This is a genomic window from Allobosea sp. P4_H5 (genome assembly GCF_056400825.1).
Window position 1 is genome coordinate 61,965 of the sequence record NZ_JBFUKM010000002.1, and the last position, 19,988, is coordinate 81,952.

21 protein-coding genes are annotated in these 19,988 nt (G+C 66.6%); 11 read left to right on the forward strand and 10 right to left on the reverse strand.

Features of this window, described 5'->3' with window-relative positions; genetic code table 11:
* Position 1: 1 nt before the first annotated feature.
* Positions 2 to 1,225 (reverse strand): serine/threonine-protein kinase, encoded by a 1,224-nt coding sequence (locus tag AC1DS0_RS04310; protein ID WP_476813151.1) that lies wholly within the window; start codon positions 1,223 to 1,225, stop codon positions 2 to 4.
* Positions 1,226 to 1,256: 31 nt separating this feature from the next.
* The gene (locus AC1DS0_RS04315; RefSeq protein ID WP_476813152.1) at positions 1,257 to 2,549 is read right to left on the reverse strand and encodes an adenylosuccinate synthase; all 1,293 of its coding nucleotides are present in this window, start codon (positions 2,547 to 2,549) and stop codon (positions 1,257 to 1,259) included.
* A 246-nt stretch (positions 2,550 to 2,795) separates the two neighbouring features.
* Between AC1DS0_RS04315 and AC1DS0_RS04320 the strand changes: the two genes are divergently transcribed.
* The 3 genes from AC1DS0_RS04320 to AC1DS0_RS04330 all read left to right on the forward strand — a co-directional run bounded on the left by AC1DS0_RS04320 (position 2,796) and on the right by AC1DS0_RS04330 (position 5,422).
* Positions 2,796 to 3,362: a dihydrofolate reductase family protein gene (locus tag AC1DS0_RS04320; RefSeq protein ID WP_476813153.1), complete on the forward strand. Its 567-nt coding sequence runs from the start codon at positions 2,796 to 2,798 to the stop codon at positions 3,360 to 3,362.
* Positions 3,363 to 3,449: 87 nt separating this feature from the next.
* On the forward strand, positions 3,450 to 4,028 hold the full coding sequence (locus tag AC1DS0_RS04325) for a tyrosine phosphatase family protein (protein WP_476813154.1): 579 nt from the start codon (positions 3,450 to 3,452) through the stop codon (positions 4,026 to 4,028).
* 182 nt (positions 4,029 to 4,210) lie between these two features.
* A complete protein-coding gene (locus AC1DS0_RS04330) occupies positions 4,211 to 5,422 on the forward strand; it encodes a M20 aminoacylase family protein (protein ID WP_476813155.1) in 1,212 nt (403 codons plus the stop codon).
* Positions 5,423 to 5,443: 21 nt separating this feature from the next.
* Here AC1DS0_RS04330 and AC1DS0_RS04335 read toward each other — a convergent pair whose 3' ends face one another.
* The 4 genes from AC1DS0_RS04335 to AC1DS0_RS04350 form a co-directional block, all read right to left on the reverse strand.
* Positions 5,444 to 7,120, reverse strand: a complete 1,677-nt coding sequence (locus tag AC1DS0_RS04335) for a mucoidy inhibitor MuiA family protein (RefSeq protein WP_476813156.1) — start codon at positions 7,118 to 7,120, stop codon at positions 5,444 to 5,446.
* A gap of 161 nt (positions 7,121 to 7,281) precedes the next feature.
* On the reverse strand, positions 7,282 to 8,307 hold the full coding sequence (locus AC1DS0_RS04340; protein ID WP_476813157.1) for a hypothetical protein: 1,026 nt from the start codon (positions 8,305 to 8,307) through the stop codon (positions 7,282 to 7,284).
* A gap of 129 nt (positions 8,308 to 8,436) precedes the next feature.
* On the reverse strand, positions 8,437 to 10,059 hold the full coding sequence (locus tag AC1DS0_RS04345) for an ABC-F family ATP-binding cassette domain-containing protein (protein WP_476813158.1): 1,623 nt from the start codon (positions 10,057 to 10,059) through the stop codon (positions 8,437 to 8,439).
* Positions 10,060 to 10,139: 80 nt separating this feature from the next.
* A complete protein-coding gene (locus tag AC1DS0_RS04350) occupies positions 10,140 to 10,748 on the reverse strand; it encodes a TetR/AcrR family transcriptional regulator (protein WP_476813159.1) in 609 nt (202 codons plus the stop codon).
* Between the two features lie 77 nt (positions 10,749 to 10,825).
* Between AC1DS0_RS04350 and AC1DS0_RS04355 the strand changes: the two genes are divergently transcribed.
* Entirely contained in the window at positions 10,826 to 11,428 is a 603-nt protein-coding gene (locus AC1DS0_RS04355; protein WP_476813160.1) for an NAD(P)H-dependent oxidoreductase, read from the forward strand.
* Between the two features lies 1 nt (position 11,429).
* On the opposite strand, the gene AC1DS0_RS04360 is transcribed toward AC1DS0_RS04355, so the two are convergent.
* Positions 11,430 to 12,311: a type 1 glutamine amidotransferase gene (locus AC1DS0_RS04360; RefSeq protein WP_476813161.1), complete on the reverse strand. Its 882-nt coding sequence runs from the start codon at positions 12,309 to 12,311 to the stop codon at positions 11,430 to 11,432.
* A gap of 110 nt (positions 12,312 to 12,421) precedes the next feature.
* On the opposite strand from AC1DS0_RS04360, the gene AC1DS0_RS04365 reads away from it, so the two are divergent.
* The 6 genes from AC1DS0_RS04365 (at position 12,422) to AC1DS0_RS04390 (ending at position 17,759) form a co-directional block, all read left to right on the forward strand.
* Positions 12,422 to 13,330 carry a DMT family transporter gene (locus tag AC1DS0_RS04365; RefSeq protein ID WP_476813162.1) on the forward strand — a complete coding sequence of 303 codons (909 nt, stop codon included), beginning with the start codon at positions 12,422 to 12,424 and terminating at the stop codon, positions 13,328 to 13,330.
* Positions 13,331 to 13,510: 180 nt separating this feature from the next.
* Positions 13,511 to 13,705 carry a periplasmic nitrate reductase, NapE protein gene (gene napE / locus AC1DS0_RS04370; protein ID WP_476813163.1) on the forward strand — a complete coding sequence of 65 codons (195 nt, stop codon included), beginning with the start codon at positions 13,511 to 13,513 and terminating at the stop codon, positions 13,703 to 13,705.
* Positions 13,706 to 13,714: 9 nt separating this feature from the next.
* The gene (locus AC1DS0_RS04375) at positions 13,715 to 14,062 is read left to right on the forward strand and encodes a chaperone NapD (RefSeq protein WP_476813164.1); all 348 of its coding nucleotides are present in this window, start codon (positions 13,715 to 13,717) and stop codon (positions 14,060 to 14,062) included.
* Positions 14,059 to 16,560 (forward strand): periplasmic nitrate reductase subunit alpha, encoded by a 2,502-nt coding sequence (gene napA, locus AC1DS0_RS04380; RefSeq protein ID WP_476813165.1) that lies wholly within the window; start codon positions 14,059 to 14,061, stop codon positions 16,558 to 16,560. Before AC1DS0_RS04375 ends, napA begins: the two co-directional genes overlap by 4 nt.
* Positions 16,527 to 17,030 carry a nitrate reductase cytochrome c-type subunit gene (locus AC1DS0_RS04385; protein WP_476813166.1) on the forward strand — a complete coding sequence of 168 codons (504 nt, stop codon included), beginning with the start codon at positions 16,527 to 16,529 and terminating at the stop codon, positions 17,028 to 17,030. Before napA ends, AC1DS0_RS04385 begins: the two co-directional genes overlap by 34 nt.
* 12 nt (positions 17,031 to 17,042) lie before the next feature.
* Positions 17,043 to 17,759 carry a cytochrome c3 family protein gene (locus AC1DS0_RS04390; RefSeq protein ID WP_476813167.1) on the forward strand — a complete coding sequence of 239 codons (717 nt, stop codon included), beginning with the start codon at positions 17,043 to 17,045 and terminating at the stop codon, positions 17,757 to 17,759.
* A 57-nt stretch (positions 17,760 to 17,816) separates the two neighbouring features.
* Here AC1DS0_RS04390 and AC1DS0_RS04395 read toward each other — a convergent pair whose 3' ends face one another.
* The 3 genes from AC1DS0_RS04395 to AC1DS0_RS04405 form a co-directional block, all read right to left on the reverse strand.
* A complete protein-coding gene (locus tag AC1DS0_RS04395) occupies positions 17,817 to 18,095 on the reverse strand; it encodes a hypothetical protein (RefSeq protein WP_476813168.1) in 279 nt (92 codons plus the stop codon).
* 23 nt (positions 18,096 to 18,118) lie between these two features.
* Positions 18,119 to 18,385 carry a 30S ribosomal protein S21 gene (gene rpsU, locus AC1DS0_RS04400; protein WP_152012046.1) on the reverse strand — a complete coding sequence of 89 codons (267 nt, stop codon included), beginning with the start codon at positions 18,383 to 18,385 and terminating at the stop codon, positions 18,119 to 18,121.
* Positions 18,386 to 18,576: 191 nt separating this feature from the next.
* On the reverse strand, positions 18,577 to 18,786 hold the full coding sequence (locus tag AC1DS0_RS04405) for a cold-shock protein (RefSeq protein ID WP_091836184.1): 210 nt from the start codon (positions 18,784 to 18,786) through the stop codon (positions 18,577 to 18,579).
* A gap of 329 nt (positions 18,787 to 19,115) precedes the next feature.
* On the opposite strand from AC1DS0_RS04405, the gene AC1DS0_RS04410 reads away from it, so the two are divergent.
* Complete coding sequence (locus tag AC1DS0_RS04410; RefSeq protein ID WP_476813169.1) at positions 19,116 to 19,955, forward strand: alpha/beta fold hydrolase; 840 nt, start codon at positions 19,116 to 19,118, stop codon at positions 19,953 to 19,955.
* Positions 19,956 to 19,988: the final 33 nt, after the last annotated feature.

The window sequence follows — 19,988 nt, forward strand, 5'->3', positions numbered from 1 at the left end:
CTCAGCCCTGCCAGCGGTTCAGCGCATCGCCGATCGTCTGGTTGCCGGCGCCGCCCTTCTCGAAGGTGATGATGCCGCGCCGGCCGGAGTTGAAGCGGACCGGCAGATCGATCCAGTTGCGGTTGCGCAGCAGGTCGAGATTACGCTCGGACTCGACCGGAACGTTCGAGAGGGCCGCCACGAACAGGTTCTCGCCGAGCGCCGAGGAGATCGCCGAGAGCGGCGCGCCGCGCTCGCCCTCTTCAAGCTTGAACTGCGGCACGCCGACTTCGCGGATCGCGTCGTTCGCAGCTTCGCCCGAGGTGGTGAAGCGCATGCCGATGATGTGCGAGGCCGGGAAGGCGCTGTCGGTGTTGCGCCGGATGGTGAAGTCGAGCGAGAGCCCGGCATCGGCCATCTCGATGGTAGCGCGCACGATCGTCTCGACCGGTCGGCCGGGGCCGGCGGTGTCGCTGTCGAGCCGCCAGAGCACGCGGCCCTGCACGGTGCGGGGCTGCTGCGGGTTTTCGGGGACCTCGATATAGAGGATGGCACGCTGGGCGACGGCGATGTCGCTGCCGGGCTGGGTGCCGGCCTGCTGGTTCGGGCGCTGGCCGGAAGACTGGCTCGGCGTCGGGGTGGTCTCGCTGCCGGCGCGCTCGCTGATCTTGCCGGCCTGGTCCTGCTGCGCTGGCGGAGCCTGGGTTTCGACGCGCGGGCGGACCTGCTGGTCCTGCGGGGCGACCTTGTTGACGTAATAGGCCGCGCCGGCGATCACCGCGACGGCGAGCGCAACACCGCCGCCGACGATGGCCGTGCGGACATGGCCAGGATTGACACCGCGCTTGCGCGGTGGCGCGACGCGTGGGCGGATCGGTTGGGCTTCGTCGCGAGCGGCGGCCTGCTCCTCGAAACGCGGCAGTTCCTGCGATACCGCAGGGCGTGGCTTCGGTTCCGGCCGCGCGGGCGGTGTCGCGGAAGCAGCCGGCGGCTCGTCCAGCAGGAGCGGTGGCAGGCTCGGCTCGATCGCCTCGGCGAGTGCGATCTCGGCCTCGATGCGCGACACGGCCTCATCGAGCGAGAGTCGCTCGCGGGTGATGTCGGCTTCGGAAAGCGGTGGGTCGAGGCTGCGCAATTGCGCGAGCAGCGCCGTGCGCGCCCGCTCGTAGACAGAGCGGCGCGCTTCCGGCGACTTGTCGGTCAGTCCGGCGATCGCACGCGCCAGAATGGGGTGGAAATCGGCCATTGGCCTCACATGTCCGCGTTATTCGGGTCCGTCAACCCTCGAACGGGTTCTGGACCAGGATCGTATCGTCGCGCTCCGGGCTGGTGGAGAGCACCGAGACGGAGGCGCCGATCAGCTCTTCGATGCGCCGAACGTACTTGATCGCCTGCGCCGGCAGGTCGGCCCAGGAGCGGGCGCCGGCGGTCGAGCCCTCCCAGCCCTCGATCACCTCGTAGATCGGCTCGACCCTTGCCTGGTCGCGCTGGCCGGCCGGCAGGTGCTCGAGGATCTCACCGTCGAGCTTGTAGCCGGTGCAGACCTTGATCTCCTCGAAGCCGTCGAGAATGTCGAGCTTGGTCAGCGCGATGCCGTCGATGCCGGAGGTCTTGACCGTCTGGCGCACCAAGCAAGCGTCGAACCAGCCGCAGCGGCGCTTCCTGCCGGTGACGACGCCGAACTCCTTGCCCTTCTGGCCGATCAATTCGCCGATCTCGTCGAAGAGCTCGGTCGGGAACGGGCCTTCGCCGACGCGGGTGGTGTAGGCCTTGGCGATCCCTAGCACATAGCCGACGGCGGAGGGGCCGAGACCCGAGCCGGTCGCGGCCTGGCCGGCGACGATGTTGGAGGAGGTCACGAAGGGATAGGTGCCGTGGTCGACGTCGAGCAGGGCGCCCTGCGCGCCCTCGAACAGGATGCGCTTGCCGGCGCGGCGCTCGGCATCGAGCAAAGCCCAGACCGTGTCGGCGTAAGGCAGCACCTGCGGCGCGATCTCGGTCAGCTGCTTCAGCAGCTCGACACCGTCGACTTCGGCGATGCCGAGGCCCCGGCGCAGCGCGTTGTGGTGGGCGAGCAGGCGCTCGATCTTGGCCTTCAGGACCGCCTCGTCCTTGAGGTCGATGACCCGGATGGCGCGGCGGCCGACCTTGTCCTCATAGGCCGGGCCGATGCCGCGCTTGGTGGTGCCGATCTTCAGCGCGGAGTTCGAGGTCTCGCGGAAATGGTCGAGCTCGCGGTGCAGCGGCAGGATCAGCGTGGCGTTGTCGGCGATGCGCAGGTTCTCAGGGCTGATCGCGACGCCCTGCGCGCGCAGCCGGGCGATCTCCTCGACGAGGTGCCAGGGATCGACGACGACGCCGTTGCCGATCACCGAGAGCTTGCCGGGGCGCACGATGCCCGAGGGCAACAGCGAGAGCTTGTAGACGGTGCCGTCGATGACGAGGGTATGGCCGGCATTATGGCCGCCCTGGAAGCGTACCACCACATCGGCCTGGCTCGACAGCCAGTCGACGATCTTGCCCTTGCCCTCGTCGCCCCACTGAGCGCCGACCACGACCACGTTCGCCATGGAGGAGATTCCCTCTTTGCTGTTGGCGCAAGCGCCCGCACGAACAAAAACCCCGGCGCAAGGCCGGGGTTTCGGGTGAGGTCCTTGCAAGCTCTCTTCGTCCAAGAGAATGGCAAGGTCAAGGCTGACGCGCGCAAAGCCGGGGAAAGAATTTTTGAAAGGCGCTGTCGATTCCGCCGCTCCTGCTTCGACGACAGGGCAGAAGGGGCAGCGCAGCGCTGCTCGGCGGATCACAGGAGAAGCAGCATGCGCAAGCTCGTCGTCACCCAGTACATCTCGCTCGACGGTGTCATCGAGGATCCGGTCGGCATGGAGAATTCCGGCCTCGGCGACTGGACCGGACCGTTCAGGCGCGGGCCGGAAGGCGAGCGGCTGAAGCAGGCCGAGCTCGACGCCGCCGGTTCGCTGCTGCTCGGCCGCAGGACCTACGAGGCCTTCGCCGCGGTCTGGCCGCACGTGACCGACAGCCCGTTCGCCGAGCAGATCAACGCCTTGCCGAAGCATGTCGCCTCGGCGACGCTGACGCGCGCCGAGTGGCAGGGCACTGCGATCCTGCCGGGCGATGCGCTCGCCGCCATCGCAGCTCTGAAGCAAAAGCCCGGCGGCGACATCCTGGTCTATGGCAGTCTGAAGCTCGTCCATGGCCTGCAGCGCGCCGGGCTGGTCGATGCCTATAACCTGATGGTCTATCCGGTCGTGCTCGGCGCCGGCGGGCGACTCTTTTCCGACGGCGTGCGCAGCGACCTCACGCTCGCCGCGGCGACGACCTTGGGCGAGGGCATCCAGTGGCTGCGCTACGAGGCCAGGTCCTGACGGGCAGGGCAGCCTTGCGGCGATCGCGGTTGCGGAGGCCGCCGGGGAGGATTAACCCGGCGCCTTAGAGATCAGGGACAAACGCCGATGCTGCCCATCGCCATTTCGACGCTCACCGTCTGCGGGATCGAGGAGCTGCCGGCGCAGAGCACGCGCAAGGTCAGCCATGTGCTGTCGCTGCTCGATCCCGACCTGCCGGAACTGCAGTCCTTCGTGGCCTATGAGGCTCATGAGCGCACGACGTTGCGCTTCCACGACATCATCACGCCGCAGGACGGCCGCGTGCATCCGACCGAGGCTCACGTCGCCGAGATCCTCGATTTCGGCGCGAAGCTCCGCGAGTCGGCCATTCAGCGGCAGGAGGGACACCTGCTGGTGCATTGCCATATGGGCATTTCGCGCTCGACTGCGGCGATGCTGTCGCTGATGACGCAGGTGAACCCCGAGGAGGGCGAGGACGCACTGTTCGCACGCCTGCGCACGATCCGGCCGCAGGCCTGGCCGAATTCGGTGATGGTCGGTTTTGCCGATGCGCAGCTGAAGCGCGGGGGGAAGCTCACCGGCGCGCTTCGCCGGCACTATGCCCATCAGCTCGAGGCGCAGCCGCGCTATCGCCAGTGGATGGCCGATCTCGGCCGCGGCGCCGAAGTCGCGATGGCGGGCTGAACGCATTTCCCGGTCTCCCCGTAGCCAGTACTGCCCCTCGTCAGTCTCTGGAAGCATGGCGGTTTTGCCGTGTTCGCAGAATGAGTTGGCGGCGATCGGCCTTATGAGAAGGAGGGGGCGGCGACGGGCAATGGCATGAGCCATGCTTGCAAAAGAACGCCGCAGGCTGGGGAACGACGATCATGACGAAGCTCGACGACTGGCTCGGCGAACATCACGCCGAGTTCACGGCGATCCGCCGCGACATCCACGCGCATCCCGAGCTCGGCCTGGAAGAATATCGCACCGCAAGGCTCGTCGCCGACAGGCTGCGTGAATGGGGCGTCGAGGTCACCGAGACTGTCGGCAAGACCGGCGTCGTCGGCGTGATCCGCGGCACCCAGCCGGGACAGCGCGCCATCGGCCTGCGTGCCGACATGGACTGCCTTGCGCTGGAGGAGCTGACCGGGCTGCCGCATGCCTCGAAAGTCCCCGGCCGGATGCATGCCTGCGGCCATGACGGCCACACCACCATGCTGCTCGCGGCGGCGCGCTATCTCGCCGAGAACCGGGATTTCGGCGGCACGGTCAACCTGATCTTCCAGCCGGCCGAAGAAGGCCGCGGCGGCGCCAACGCCATGCTGGCCGACGGGCTGTTCGAGCGCTTTCCGTGCGACGCGATCTACGGTCTGCACAATACGCCGGGCGTGCCCGCATCGCATTTCGGTACTGCGGTCGGCCCTTTCCTGGCGTCGGCGGATTCCTGGCGGGTGACTTTCCGCGGCGTCGGCGGTCATGGCGGCTCGCAGCCGCATCGCTCGACCGACATCACCTATGCGCAGGCGCATTTCGTGCTGGGGCTGCAGGGCATTATCGGCCGCAATGTCGCGCCGCTCGACACCGCCGTGATCAGCGTCGGCTTCATTCATGGCGGCGACGAGAACGCCTCGAACGTCATTCCGTCCGAACTCGTCATCGGCGGCACGGCGCGGACCTATTCTCAGGCGGTGCGCGATCTGGTGGAGCGCCGTATTTCCGAGCTGGCGTCGGCGACGGCACAAGCCTGGGGCTGTGAGGCGGAAGCCTACTACCATCGTGGCACCAGCCCGCTGGTGAACGCGGCCGAGCAGGTCCAGGTCGCGGTCGCAGCGGCTTCGAATGCTGTCGGGCCCGAGCATGTCAACGGCCAGATGCTGCGCGGCACGGGTGGCGAGGATTTCGCCGAGATGATGCTGGTCTGCCCCGGCGCCTTCATGCGCATTGGCAACGGCGTCGCAGCCGACGGCTCCTTCGCCGGCCTGCACACCCCGCTTTACGATTTCAACGACGAGATCATCCCTGCGGGCGTGCGCTACTGGGTCGGCCTGGTCGAGCAGGAGCTCGGCCAGGGCTGGCAGGCGATCGCGGCCGAGTAGCGCGATCGCAGGGCGTTCCGCCTACCGCCGCGTCTGGTCGAAGATCACCTCGCGGTCGCCGGGATACTTGATCCGGTAGGCGAGGCGGATCTCCTTCTGCGCGCCGGGAGCGAGTTCGAAGCTCCAGGCCGAGACGCCGCGCTTGTCGCCGACCTGCTTCTCGGTCGGCGGCGTGCTCTGGGACAAGAGCTCGACCGTGATCGCGCTGTTCTCGGAGAAGGGCACGCGCTCGGTCACGGTCAATTTGACTGGCTGGGCGTGCAGGCTCTTCACCACCGTCTTGAACTCGCGCTGGTCGGTGCGGGTCGAGCCGAGCCAGCCGGAATCGTTCTCGCGCCGGCGCACCGGTACGCGCGTCACCTTGAGCCGGTCGTCGGCGCCGAAGCCGAGCTCGACCTTGTCGCCAGGCGCGACCTGTCCGAGCCGGCCCTTGCCGATATAGGCGCCGTCGCGGTGGAGATAGACCTCGCCGGCTAGCAGCGGCGCTTCGTCCTCATGATTGAAGCTGGCTTCGAGATAAGCCTTCTCCTCGAGCTCCGGCGTGGCGCGGGCAGAAAGCTCCGGCTTGACCTTGCCCTGTGTCAGGACCACCGCCTTGCTGGAGCCGTCCTGCGGGATACTGACCCGGCCGGGGACCTTGAAGCTGGCCTGATAAGCGCCGGCGCTGACGCTGGCGGTCTGGACCTCGGCCTGCTTCGGCTCGGGGCGCGCGAGATCCTGATTGGGCGCTATCGGCGCCGGGGCGAGTGCGAGACCCGCGGGAGCCCTGCGCTCGGCGTCCTGCCGGAGCGCCCGCGCCCGCTCCTCATACACCACCGGCGGCTCGTAGAAGGCGATGCGCAGCGGGTTGAGGTCCGGGGCCCGCGTGCCTTGGGCCGAGCGCGTGGTCGAGAGCTCGACTGCGACCTCGTTCCAGTCCTCACCGGTCCGCTGCCGCAATTCGGCGCGGCGGGTGAAGGCGATCTCGGCCGCATTGGCGCTGCCCGTGGTCAGCCTGGCCTCATAGACCGGCAGCCAGCTCGCCCCGGCGACGCGATAGCTGACGGAGATGTCGGCGGCGACGGGGGCCTTGGCCTCGACTGCGATGGCGACGTCGCGCTTGGGCTGGCCGGCCCGCGGCGCCAAGGGCCTCGCCTTCTCCAGCGCGGCGATCTCGGCATCGAGATCGGTGATGCGGTTGCGCAGGGTGAGCAATTCGCCCTGGACCTTGACCAGCGCGGTGCCGATCGCGTCGAACACCGCCGGCCAGTCGCTGACAGGCAGGGCCTTGCCGTCCGGCCCGAGCTTGTCGGGGCCGATCTTGCCGAAGTTCTCGATGGTGGCGCGCTTGGCTTCGATCGCGCTGATCTCGCCGGCGAGCTTGGCCTTCTCGCCCTGAAGCGTCCGGATCTTGCCATCGAGGACCTGATCGAGGGCAGGGCGGGCCTCGCCCGGGACCTGGCGGACATCGACCGCGCCGATCGCGAAGGAGCCGTCGCCCTGCGCCTCGACCCGGATCGACGCGGGATCGACGCTGGCAGGCAGGCCGCGCAGCACGATCTGCGAGACCCCCTCCAGCAGCGAGGCCTTGCCGAGCCGGGTCACGACCGCACCGTCGGGGTAGACGGTGACGCTGTCGATCTTCGAGGCAAGCTCGATCTCGGCGGCGCCTGCGAGGCTCGGTGCGAAAATCAAGGCTGCGGCCAGTCCGGTCTTCATCATTTCTGTCCCCCGACAAATCAAGCAGCCGCGATTTGCCCAGTGGATTTCGGCGCGGCGAGGGCGGAATTGGGCCGGACGCGGGACAGCGCCGCGGGGGCGCCATCACCGCCCGGCGACGATGGCTGGCCCTTGCCGGCGCCAGTACGGTTTTCGCTACCTCAGGGAGTTGGCAGCGGCGGAACCATCTGCCCGTGGCCGTCGGAATATTGTTGCCGGGCGCGGTCATGCAGGAAGGCGACGAGCTGTGCCATGGTGTTGGCGTTACGGAACGCTTCGGCTGTCGTGTTCACCTCGATGTCGGCGCAGCCGATCGTGTGGAAGTATTCATGGGTGATGACGTCTCGCTTGAGCTCGGCATTGGCGCTGAACCAGGGATTGCACAGATCGGTGTCCGGCGGCTTGCGGCCCGGAGTGGTCCAGGCGAAGGCCGATCTGGGATCGGCGCATTTGCCGCCGGCATGCGCCGCGTTGAGCGCTTTCGGCAAGGCAAGATTCTGGTCGAGCATCGAAATCGACTTCGCCAGCGCATCGCGGAATGCGTCATCCATCGGATTGGCGGGTACGATAAGCAGGCGTGCGATGACCGCGATATCGCGTCGATAAGTCACCCACAGCGCGTCGAAAGCGGTCTGGTCGCCGAGCGAGTCGATGAGAAAGTCGATCTGCCGCTGCAGCAGCCTCAGCCGGGCCAGCGCAAAGCGCAGCGAGCTGCGGCTCGCGTCCCAGGCGGTGTCGATGAGGTCCGCATCGGTCGGCGCGGATGGTGTCGGCGTCGGGCTGGGCGTCGGCGCGACCGCGCCGTTCTTCTCGATCCGGTATTTGCCGCGATAATAGGACGACTCGTACCAGGTGTGGTCGTTGCTGTTCGTCAACGGTCTTTGCCAGCTCTCGCGGGTCGACGAGCCTTTCCACCACATGTTGACCAGCGTGGAGCTGGCGGCCCAGTTGCCCGTGCCGCCTTCCGCGCTGCCCAGATCCCGCCAGCTCACGCTGCCGCCGGCGCGGAAATCGTACTGCCACGTCCAGCCCTTGACCCGGACCGTCCAGGTTCCGATCAGCAAATCGAGATCGCCGGCCATCTGCCATCTCCATCCGTAGCCAAGTCGAGGCCGCCCGGTCGGGCCACCTGTCCTCGCGAAAGGCAGACATACGCATCGTCGGAGAAGCAGGAGATAGACTTGCACGACATGCCGGCGCCAACAAGATCGCCGTGCGCAATTCGTGTCCCGGTAGTTTAGCCGTCGAATTCAGGGCAATTGTCGCTACAGTACACTGATCGTCGGCGTGTTGCCGGCAGGAGGTGTTCGCCGCCCTCAACTCCGCAGGCCGGGCGCCTCCTGGCCGGTGCTGGCGACGTATTCGGTGTAGCCGCCGCCATAATTGTGGACGCCGTCCGGCGTCAGCTCGAGCACCCGATTGGAGAGCGCCGCCAGGAAATGGCGGTCGTGGCTGACGAACAGCATGGTGCCCTCGTATTGCGCGAGCGCCGTGATCAGCATCTCCTTGGTGGCGATGTCCAAGTGGTTGGTCGGCTCGTCGAGCACGAGGAAGTTCGGCGGATCATAGAGCATCTTGGCCATGACGAGGCGGGCCTTCTCGCCGCCGGAGAGGAAGCGGCAGCGCTTCTCGACATCGTCGCCGGAGAAGCCGAAGCAGCCGGCGAGGGCGCGCAGCGAGCCTTGCCCGGCCTGTGGGAACGAGCCTTCGAGCGATTCGAAGATGGTTTCGTCGCCGTCGAGCAGCTCCATGGCATGCTGGGCGAAATAGCCCATCTTGACGGTGCCGCCGACAACGACCGTGCCTTCGTTCGGCTGCGTGGCGCCGGCGACCAGCTTCAGTAGCGTCGACTTGCCGGCGCCGTTCACTCCCATCACGCACCAGCGCTCCTTGCGCCGGACCTGGAAATCGAGCCCCTCATAGATCGTCTTGCTGCCATAACGGACATGCACGTTCTTGAGGGTCGCGACATCCTCGCCGGAACGCGGTGCCGGCTGGAACTCGAACTGTACGGTCTGGCGACGCTTGGGCGGCTCGACGCGCTCGATCTTGTCGAGCTTCTTGACCCGGCTCTGCACCTGCGCCGCATGCGAGGCGCGCGCCTTGAAGCGCTCGATGAAGGCGACCTCCTTGGCGAGCATCGCCTGCTGGCGCTCGAACTGCGCCTGCTGCTGCTTCTCGGCCAGCGCGCGCTGCTGCTGGTAGAACTCGTAATCGCCGGAATAGCTGGTCAGCGTGCCGCCATCGATCTCGACGATCTTGCCGACGATGCGGTTCATGAATTCGCGATCGTGCGAGGTCATCAACAGGGCGCCGTCATAACCCTTGAGGAAGCTCTCCAGCCAGATCAGGCTCTCGATGTCGAGATGGTTGCTCGGCTCGTCCAGCAACATGGCGTCGGGCCGCATCAGCAGGATGCGGGCGAGCGCGACGCGCATCTTCCAGCCGCCGGAGAGGGCGCCGACATCGCCTTCCATCATCTCCTGGCTGAAGCCGAGGCCGTCGAGCACTTCGCGGGCGCGCCCGTCGAGCGCATAGCCGTCGAGTTCCTCGAAGCGCCCCTGCACCTCGCCATAGCGGGTGATCAGCTCTTCCATCTCGTTGGCACGATCGGGATCGCCGAGCGCCGTCTCCAGTTCCTTCAGCTCGGCGGCGATGGCGCTGACCGGGCCGGCGCCGTCCATCACCTCGGAGACGGCGCTGCGACCCTTCATGTCGCCGACATCCTGGCTGAAATAGCCGATGGTGGTGCCGCGATCGACGCTGACCTGGCCCTCGTCAGGCAGGTCCTCGCCGGTGATCAGCCGGAACAACGTCGTCTTGCCGGCGCCGTTGGGGCCGACGAGGCCGACCTTCTCGCCCTTCTGCAGCGCCGCCGAGGCCTCGATGAAGATGATCTGCTGGCCGTTCTGCTTGCCGATGCTTTCGAGGCGAATCATGATGTCCGGGACGCTTGCGAGACTGGGAGTTGCCGCGGACTTACAGGGCTGGCGGCGTCGGGGGAACCCCGAAGCACGGATCAGCCCTTCGCGCTGCGCGCTACCATGGCGGTGATCGTCTCGAACAATTCCCGCTTCGCCTCATCGGCGCCGACTTCGTCCGTCGCGGCGGCGTGCGAGAGCGCCTCGGCGGCGCCGAGCATGGCGCGCAAGCCGGCGGTCGGGATCGTCCTGCCCTTGGCGAAGGGCGCGAGCAGGCCGCGGCAGCGCTCCAGAAAGATCAGGTCGCAGTCGCGCTTCACCGCAGCGAGTTCAGGCGAGCCGGCGAGAGCCGCGACGACGCCGGGGATCTCGCGCCCCTGCGTCAGGACGCAGTCGACATAGGACGAGGCGATCGCCCCGGCCTTGCCGGCAAGGGTGGCCTCGCTGCCGTCGAGCGCCGCCTCCATGATCGCGTATTCCCGTGCGTCGAAATCGCGATAGAGCGCAATCAGCAGGCCGTTGCGCGTGGCGAAGTGGCTGTAGACCACCGGCTTGGCGACGCCGGCCCGCTCGGCGAGGCGGCCGAGCGTCAAGGCGTCGGTGCCTTCCTCGCCGACGATCCGCCAGGCGGTCTCGATGAGCTGGCGCTGGCGATCCTCGCGCGTCAGGCGCTGGCGGCGCGGCCGGTCGGTATCGAGGCTTGACATGTATTATGTACCAAAAGTAACTTACTAAAAGTATATAGCGATTGCGAGCCGATCGCAATCAGCCCAGGAGACATTCCATGCATGCCCTCGTCGTCGTCGCTCATCCCGATCCCACTTCGCTCAGCCATGCCGTCGCGCAGGCGCTGGCCGACGGCGTCTCCGGTGCCGGTCATTCAGTCGAGATCGCTGATCTCGCCAAGGAAGGTTTCGATCCGCGCTTCTCGCTGAACGATCTTGCCGTGCATCGCCGCGAGATCGCGCAGCCCGCCGACATCGCCGCCGAGCAGGCCAGGGTCGACCGGGCCGATGCGCTGGTGCTGGTCTACCCGATCTACTGGTGGTCGATGCCGGCGCTGATGAAGGGCTGGATCGACCGGGTCTTCGCCAATGGCTGGGCCTATGAGGAGCTGGAAGACATGAAGACGATCAAGAAGCTCCAGCATCTGCCGGTCCATCTCGTCGCGCTCGCCGGCGCCGACATGCGCACCTTCGCCCGCCACGGCTATTACGGGGCGATGAAGACGCAGATCGACCATGGCATCTTCGGCTATTGCGGCGCGCCGGTCGTGACCTCGGAGTTCTTGGTGCCGGTGCCGGACATGTCGGAGCACCTCGATACCGCGCGGGCGCTTGGTGGCAGGGTGTTCGGGGCGGCACACAGGGCCGCCGAAGCGGCGTAGGTCACGCCCGCCCGCGGACGCTCGCCTGCGGCTTGACCCGCATCTCCAGGAAATTGCGCAGCTCGGTCACGCGCTTGACGGGGTCGATCACCTCCTCGTCCAGCCCAAGGCCCCAGGCGAGGTCGCGGCGGGTCGGGTCGGCGTCGAGCGCATCGAGATCGGCGATCCAGGCGGCTGCGGCGGCCTCGTCCTTGCGCAGGCCGCGCTCGATCAGGGTCTTGCTGTGCCGTCGCAGGATCGTGGCGATCAGGCGCAGCGAGAATTCCGGGTGGTACTGCACGCCCCAGAAGACGCCACCATCCTGGCGGAACTCGGCGGCTTGGATCGGGCTCATCGCATTCGAGGCCAGGATGGTCGTGTCGCTGGGCGGGGCGACGATGCTGTCGAAATGGATCGCCGGGGCATCGAACGCGGCGGGCCGGCCGGCGAGCAGGGGATGGCGGGCGCCGGCCTCGTTGACGGCGATGCGGCGGGCGAAGCCGATCTCGAGGCCGTTCGGATTGAACGCGACCGTTCCGCCCGCGGCGACGGCGCCGATCTGGATGCCCCAGCAGGAGCCGAAGCAGGGCGTCCCGCTCTTGTAGATCGCCCGCATCAGCTCGATCTGCCGGGCCACCGCCGGCTCGGGGCTGTGAATGTGGAGCGACGAGCCGGTCAGGGCGATGCCGTCATAGGAGGACAGGCCGGCGCCGTCGGGCAGGTTGGCACCCTCGTCGGCGGGCAGGCAGATATCCGTGATCAGCGAAGGCTCGATCCGGCGCAGCTCCGCGGCGTAGGCTTCCGACGGCGTCGCGCCGGCGTCGCGGATGTACTCCTCGCGCCCCTCGCGCTTGTAGCCGTCGACGACGAGGACGCGGAGTGGCTTGCGGCTGAACACGTTCATCGGATCCTCGGCACGTTTGCGTGCGGCGACGGTCTGCTTTGCGCCTCCTCTCATAGGACAAGCAGTGCGTGCAAGGCTATGCAGGTCTTCGCGCCATCGGGACGTCCGTCTTGCAGCAGCCGGCCTCTTTTCCTCAGCGGGTCTGGGCCAATGCCTATCTGCTGCTCGTCATGACGACGCTGTTGTGGGCGGGCAATGCCGTGGCCAGCAGGCTCGCCGTCGGCGAGATCGCGCCGATGACGCTGACGGCGCTGCGCTGGGTCTTCGTCTGCGCCGTCATGCCGTACCTGTTCCGCCGGGGCCTGCGCGAGCACTGGCCGGCGCTGAAGGCGAACTGGCTCAAGGTGGCGCTGCTCGGCGCCTTCGGCTTCACCGCCTTCAACACGCTGATGTACATCGCGGCGTATTCGACCACGGCGATCAACATCGGCATTCTGCAGGGCTCGATCCCGGTCTTCGTGCTGCTCGGTGCCTTCTTCGCCTTCCGCACGCCGATCGGCGTGCTGCAGGGGCTCGGCGTCGCCGTCACCATCGTCGGTGTCCTGGTCACGGCGAGCCGCGGCGACTGGCACGTGCTCTTGCAGCTCAGCTTCGTGCCGGGCGACCTCTGGATGATGATCGCCTGCATATTCTACGCGGGATATACCGTCGGTATCCGCACGCGCCCGCCCATGCCCGGGCTGATCTTCTTCACCGCCATGGCGATCGTCGCCTGCCTGGTCTCGCTGCCGCTGCTCGGCGTTGAGATCGCGGCCGGCAAGGCCTATTGGCCGACGCCGAAGGGCTGGCTGATCCTGGCCTTTGTGGTGATTGGCCCCTCGATCCTGTCGCAGCTCTTCTTCATGCGCGCGATCGAGCTGATCGGCCCCGGCCGGGCCGGCGTCTTCGTCAACCTCGTGCCGGTGTTCGCGCCATTACTCACCGTCGCGATCCTCGGCGAGCAGCTTGCGCTCTATCACGGCCTCGCGCTGGCGCTGGTGCTGGGCGGCATCTGGATCGCCGAACGCAGGCTGCGCTGACATCGCCTCTCGGCCTCCCTGGAATTGATCCATGTCAAAGCAGTCCGGCCGTGCCCCGCTAACCTTGCGGGGTGCGCCGGGCTGGACAACTTGTGGGCGAGGACTAACCTCCTTCGACAAGCTCCAATCTGGCTGACGGCGATATGTGATCGCCGGCGGCGACGACGATGGAGACTGGCGATGGGGCCTGACCCTGCGAGCACCGAGGTGCATCCAGAGCAGCCGACCAGGAAGGCCGAGCTCCTGGCCTTTTTCACGCTGGCGGTCCTGATCTGGCCGATCGTCGCCGTCGGCATCGTCGGCGGCTACGGCTTCCTGATCTGGATGTCCCAGATCGTCCTCGGACCGCCCGGGCCACCCGGGGCGGCGCACTGAGGCCGCGCCATGCTGACCGGCAAGCGCGAGATCGACCGCCGCAAATTCCTCACCGGGGACATCCTGCCCGAGCGTGTCCCTACGTCCGCTCGCCCGCAACGCTTCTTCCACATCTCCAGCGCGGTCGTCACCGCGCGTCCCGAACAGTGCGCCGAGATCGCACGCCAGATCGCCGCCCTGCCGGACACCGAAGTGCGCGCGATCGAGGGCAGCAAGATCGTCGTGGTGATGGAAGGCGAGAGCAGCGGCGAGATCGGCAGCCGGCTCACCACCATGGCGCTGATGGACGGGGTGTTCTCGGCCAACATGGTGTTCGAGCAGATCGAACCCATCGACGACACCGGAGATGACAGATGAGCCTGTCCCGTCGCGAACTGCTCAAGGCCCAGGCCGCGGGGATCGCCGCCTTGGCGGCCAATATCGGCAGCGAGGCCGTCGCACAGCCCGTCTCAGGCGGCGTCGATGCGCTGAAGATCTCCTGGTCGAAGGCGCCCTGCCGCTTCTGCGGCACCGGCTGCGGCGTGATGGTCGGCGTCAAGGACGGCCGGGTCATCGCCACGCATGGCGACATGAAGGCAGAGGTCAATCGCGGCCTCAACTGCGTCAAGGGCTATTTCCTCTCCAAGATCATGTACGGCAACGACCGGCTGACCCAGCCGCTGCTGCGCAAGAAGAACGGCGCCTACGCCAAGGACGGCGAATTCACTCCGGTGTCATGGACCGAGGCCTTCGACACCATGGCGGCGCAGGCCAAGCGCGTGCTGAAGGAGAAGGGGCCGACCGCGCTCGGCATGTTCGGCTCGGGTCAGTGGACGATCTTCGAGGGCTATGCCGCGACCAAATTGATGCGGGCCGGCTTCCGCTCGAACAATCTCGACCCGAACGCCCGCCACTGCATGGCCTCGGCCGCCTACGCCTTCATGCGCACCTTCGGCATGGACGAGCCGATGGGCTGCTATGACGATTTCGAGCATGCCGACGCCTTCGTGCTCTGGGGCTCGAACATGGCGGAGATGCATCCGATCCTGTGGACCAGGGTGACCGACCGCCGGCTCGGCCACCCGCATGTCAAGGTCGCGGTGCTCTCGACCTTCACCCATCGCAGCTCCGACCTTGCCGACATCCCGATCGTGTTCAAGCCGGGCACGGACCTGGCGATCCTGAACTACATCGCCAACCACATCATCACGACCGGGCGGGTGAACAAGGACTTCGTCGACAAGCACACCACCTTCGTGAAGGGCGCGACCGATATCGGCTATGGCCTGCGGCCGGACGATCCGCGCGAGGTCAAGGCCAGGAAAGCCGAGGACGTCACCGCGACGACGCCGATCGATTTTGCAGCCTTCGCTGCCTTCGTGAAGGACTACACGCTGGAGAAGGTCTCCGCCCTGACCGGCGTCGAGCCCGGCTTCCTGCAGCAGCTCGCCGAGCTCTATGCCGATCCCAAGCGCAAGGTCACCTCGTTCTGGACGATGGGCTTCAACCAGCATGTGCGCGGTGTCTGGGCCAACCAGATGGTCTACAACCTGCACCTGCTGACCGGGAAAATCTCCGAGCCCGGCAACAGCCCGTTCTCGCTGACCGGGCAGCCCTCGGCCTGCGGCACGGCGCGTGAGGTCGGCACCTTCGCCCATCGCCTGCCGGCCGACATGACGGTCACCAATCCCGAGCATCGCAAGCATGCCGAGGAGATCTGGCGTGTCCCGCACGGCATCATCCCGGAAAAGCCGGGCTACCATGCCGTCGAGCAGGACCGGATGCTCAAGGACGGCAAGCTCAATTTCTACTGGATCCAGGTCAACAACAACCTGCAGGCCTCGCCGAACAACACCAACGAGGCTTATCCGGGCTATCGCAACCCCGAGAATTTCATCGTCGTCTCCGACGCCTATCCGACGGTGACCGCGATGGCGGCCGACCTGATTCTGCCGGCGGCGATGTGGGTCGAGAAGGAGGGGGCCTACGGCAATGCCGAGCGGCGCACCCATGTCTGGCACCAGCTCGTCAACGCGCCGGGCGAGGCGCGCTCCGATCTCTGGCAGCTGATGGAGTTCTCGAAGCGTTTCACCACCGACGAGGTCTGGCCGGCCGAGATCCTGAACGCCAATCCGAACTACAAGGGCAAGACCCTGTTCGACGTGCTCTATCGCAACGGCAATGTCGACAAGTTCGATATCTCCGAGATCGACCCCGGCTATGAGAACCGGGAGGCGAAGGCCTTCGGCTTTTATGTGCAGAAGGGGCTGTTCGAGGAATACGCCTCCTTCGGTCGCGGCCATGGCCACGATCTTGCGCCCTATGACATCTATCATCAGGTCCGTGGCCTGCGCTGGCCGGTGGTCGACGGCAAGGAGACGCTCTGGCGCTATCGCGAGGGGCTCGACCCCTATGTAAAACCGGGCAAGGGCGTCGAGTTCTACGGCAACAAGGACGGCAAGGCGCGCATCATCGCAGTGCCTTATGAACCGCCGGCCGAGATGCCGGACAACGAGTATGATTTCTGGCTTGTCACCGGCCGTGTGCTCGAGCACTGGCACTCCGGCTCGATGACCATGCGCGTGCCGGAGCTCTACAAGGCATTTCCGGGCGCGCGCTGCTTCATGCATCCGGAGGACGCCCGCAGCCGCGGGCTGAACCAGGGCGCTGAAGTCCGCATCATCTCCCGGCGCGGCGAGATGCGCACCCGTATCGAGACCCGCGGGCGCAACCGCATGCCGCCCGGCGTGGTGTTCGTGCCGTGGTTCGATGCGAGCCAGCTGATCAACAAGACGACGCTGGACGCGACCGATCCGATCTCCAAACAGACGGATTTCAAGAAATGCGCGGTCAAGATCCTGCCGGTCCCCGCCTGATGCGCGTACCGACCCTCTTCGGGGCCGCGCTGGCGGCCTGCCTCGTCCTCGCCTTCGGTGCCGCTCTCTCGCAGGATGGCGCGCCGGTGAAGACCGTGCCGCGGCTCACCGGGACGCCGCAACCCATGGCGCTGGAGCGGGTTCCGGCGCTCGGCCGGCCGGTGGTCGACGACGTCAAGCGCATGCGCAACTATCCGGAGCAGCCGCCGGTGATCCCGCACGCGATCGACGGCTACCAGCTCACCCTCAACACCAATCGCTGCATGGACTGTCACAAGCGCGAGTTCACCGAAGGTTCGGGCGCGCCGATGATCAGCGTCACCCATTTCCAGGATCGCGACGGGCAGGTGCTCTCCGATGTGACGCCGCGGCGCTATTTCTGCACCGCCTGCCATGTCCAGCAGACCGATGTGCCGCCGCTGGTGCCGAACCTGTTCCAGGACGCCCAAGATGTCGGCCGGAAGCCGTAGCGGAGCGCTGTAATGGGCAAGCTCAAAGCGCTCTTCTGGCGGCTCTGGGGTGTCGCAGTCGCCTTCTGGCGGATCATCAGCCGGCCGAGCGCCTATCTGCCACTCGGCTTCCTGACGCTGGGCGGCTTCGTCTGCGGCGTGATCTTCTGGGGCGGCTTCAACACGGCGCTGGAGATCACCAACACCGAGAAATTCTGCACGTCCTGTCACGAGATGCGCGACAACGTCTATCAGGAGCTGCAGTCGACGGTGCACTTCTCCAATCGCTCTGGCGTGCGCGCGACCTGCCCGGACTGCCATGTGCCGCACAACTGGACCGACAAGATCGCCCGCAAGATGCAGGCGTCCAAGGAAGTCTGGGGCAAGATTTTCGGCACGATCTCGACGCGCGAGAAGTTCTTGGACATGCGGCTCGAGCTCGCCAAGCACGAATGGTCCAGGCTCAAAGCCAACGACTCGCTCGAATGCCGCAACTGTCACTCATCCGTGGCGATGGATTTCACCAAGCAGACGCGCCGCGCCGCCGACATCCATGGCCGCTTCCTGACCACGGGCGAGAAGACCTGCATCGACTGCCACAAGGGCATCGCGCATCTGCTGCCGAACATGACGGGGATCGAACCCGGCTGGAAGGAAGCGCCGGAGCTGCAGGGGAAGGGCGCCTCCTGGCATGGGCCGGAGCGGGCCTTGAGCAGCTATCTTGCCGGGCTTGAAAGCCAGCCGAAATAAGACCGGGATAGCGACTGCTGCGGTATTCTGCGGCGCCAAGGCTGCGCCGCCTGCGGGTCAGCGCGCAGCGCTGGATTTCCCGACCGTGCGACGGGCGGCAGGTTTCTTCGTTGCCGCTGGTTTCGCCGCCAATTGCTCGGCGGCGGTCTGTGCGTCCGCCGCCTCCTTGGCCAGACGCAACGCGCGCAGCCTCGCGGTCTTCTCAGCGATAGCCCGCCGCTCAGCCTGAACCGCCTCCATGGCGTTCTCTGCTTCCTGTCGCCGCTGCTCGGTCTTGGCGAAGTTCCGTTCCGCGCGAAGCTTGGCCTGCTCGGCGGTCAGTCCTTTCGTTGCCATGGCAGCGGCTCCTTTGATCAGGATCAGGACGCGACGGCTGCCGGACGCGGCGGCCGGGCCGGACGTGGCTTCGGCTTCGGAGCGGGGAGCAGGCCTTCGCGCTGCGCCTGCTTGCGGGCGAGCTTGCGGGCGCGGCGGATCGCGTCGGCCTTCTCGCGAACGCGCTTCTCCGACGGCTTCTCATAGGCCGAGCGCCGCTTCATCTCGCGAAACACGCCTTCGCGCTGCATCTTCTTTTTCAGGACGCGCAACGCCTGGTCGACATTGTTGTCGCGGACGAGAACCTGCATTCGGACTTCCTTCTCGTGAAAGCACTTGGTCGAGACGTCTGGTCGAAACGCCTTGGCCGAACATCTCTTGAAAACAAAAAAGGGCCGGGTAGACCCCGACCCTTCCTGAGCTACCCCACGTGGAGCGGGCCTGGCGCCAGTACATCCGTGGTCGCCGGCCGCTGATCTCTCACGCTGGACAGCGCGTCAGCTCACTCGGCGCGCAGGTTGTCGGCCGACATCTTGCCCGAACGCTTGTCCTGGACGAGCTCGTACGAGATCTTCTGGCCGTCGCGCAGATCGCGCAGGCCGGCGCGCTCGACGGCGCTGATGTGGACGAACACGTCCTGGCCGCCATCATCCGGCTGGATGAAGCCGAAACCCTTGGTGCCGTTGAACCATTTCACTGTACCGTTGGCCATAGTCATATTCCTTCTTGCGGTTGGTAACTCACACGCAGCCGCATGCCACGCATGTTTTCGATTTGAGCAGGAAGGTCGTCAGCGGTGCGCAAAAATAGCGCGGGCCAATTCGTTCGGCCTAGATCGAACACTACAAATGGGGGTTTGTCCTTCATTTGTCAATGCAACTTTCCCGTGCATAAATGACGGGCAGAGCCGACAAGGTATTGGCGCTGGGTAGCGGACGCGCCCACGCCTCCCCTTCGCCATGTTGTCGCCGGCCTGCTCGATAGTCCTGCGTCCACCACTTACGTCCTCCGCAGGATCGGCGGCGAGCTTGGAGAGACGCCGTGATCAAATGGGCCATGGATCATGCTGTCTCGCGTGATGGCACGACCATCGGCTACCGGCAGGTTGGCGCCGGCCCCAGCCTCGTCCTGCTGCCGGGCGGCATGCAGAGCAGCCGCAACTTCACCCAGCTGGCGGAATTGCTGGCCGATCGCTTCACATTGCATGTGCCTGACCGACGCGGGCGTGGCCTCAGCGGGCCGCCGGGTCCGGACTACGGCATCGGCACCGAGGTCGATGATCTGTCGGCGGTGCTGGCGCAAACAGGCGCACGTGACGTGTTCGCTCTGAGCTCTGGCGCCATCGCCACGCTGTGGACGGCGCTGCGCCGGCCGCAGGTGTTAGGTAGAATTGCGCTGTACGAGCCGCCGGTGCCCGTCGGCGCGCCGTCACCGCTGGACTTTGTGCCGCGCTACGAGCGCGAGCTTGCCGCCGGCAATCTGGCGGCGGCCATGGTCACGGTGATGAAGGGGACGAGCGATCGACGTGACTGGTTCACCGGCCTGCCCCGGCTGCTGCTGAGCCCGATGATGGGCATGGCGCTGCGCGGCAGCGGCGAGGAGGCGGCAGCCATCCGCGAACTGGTGCCGACGTTCCACTACGATGCGCAACTGATCGCCGCCACGGCCGGGCAGGTCCGGCACTTCGGCGCCATCCGCATGCCGGTCCTGCTCATGGGCGGCGCCAATTCCAATCCCTACCTGCCGATGGCGCTCGACGCGTTGCAGCGCGAGTTGCCGCAGGCGGAGCGGGTCGAGATCAAAGGCATCGGCCACATCGCGGCCGACAATGTCGGCGAGCCAAGGTTGGTCGCCAGCGAGCTGCGGCGGTTCTTCGCCTAGCCTGTCGAGAGCCGGACTCGGACCGATATCTTG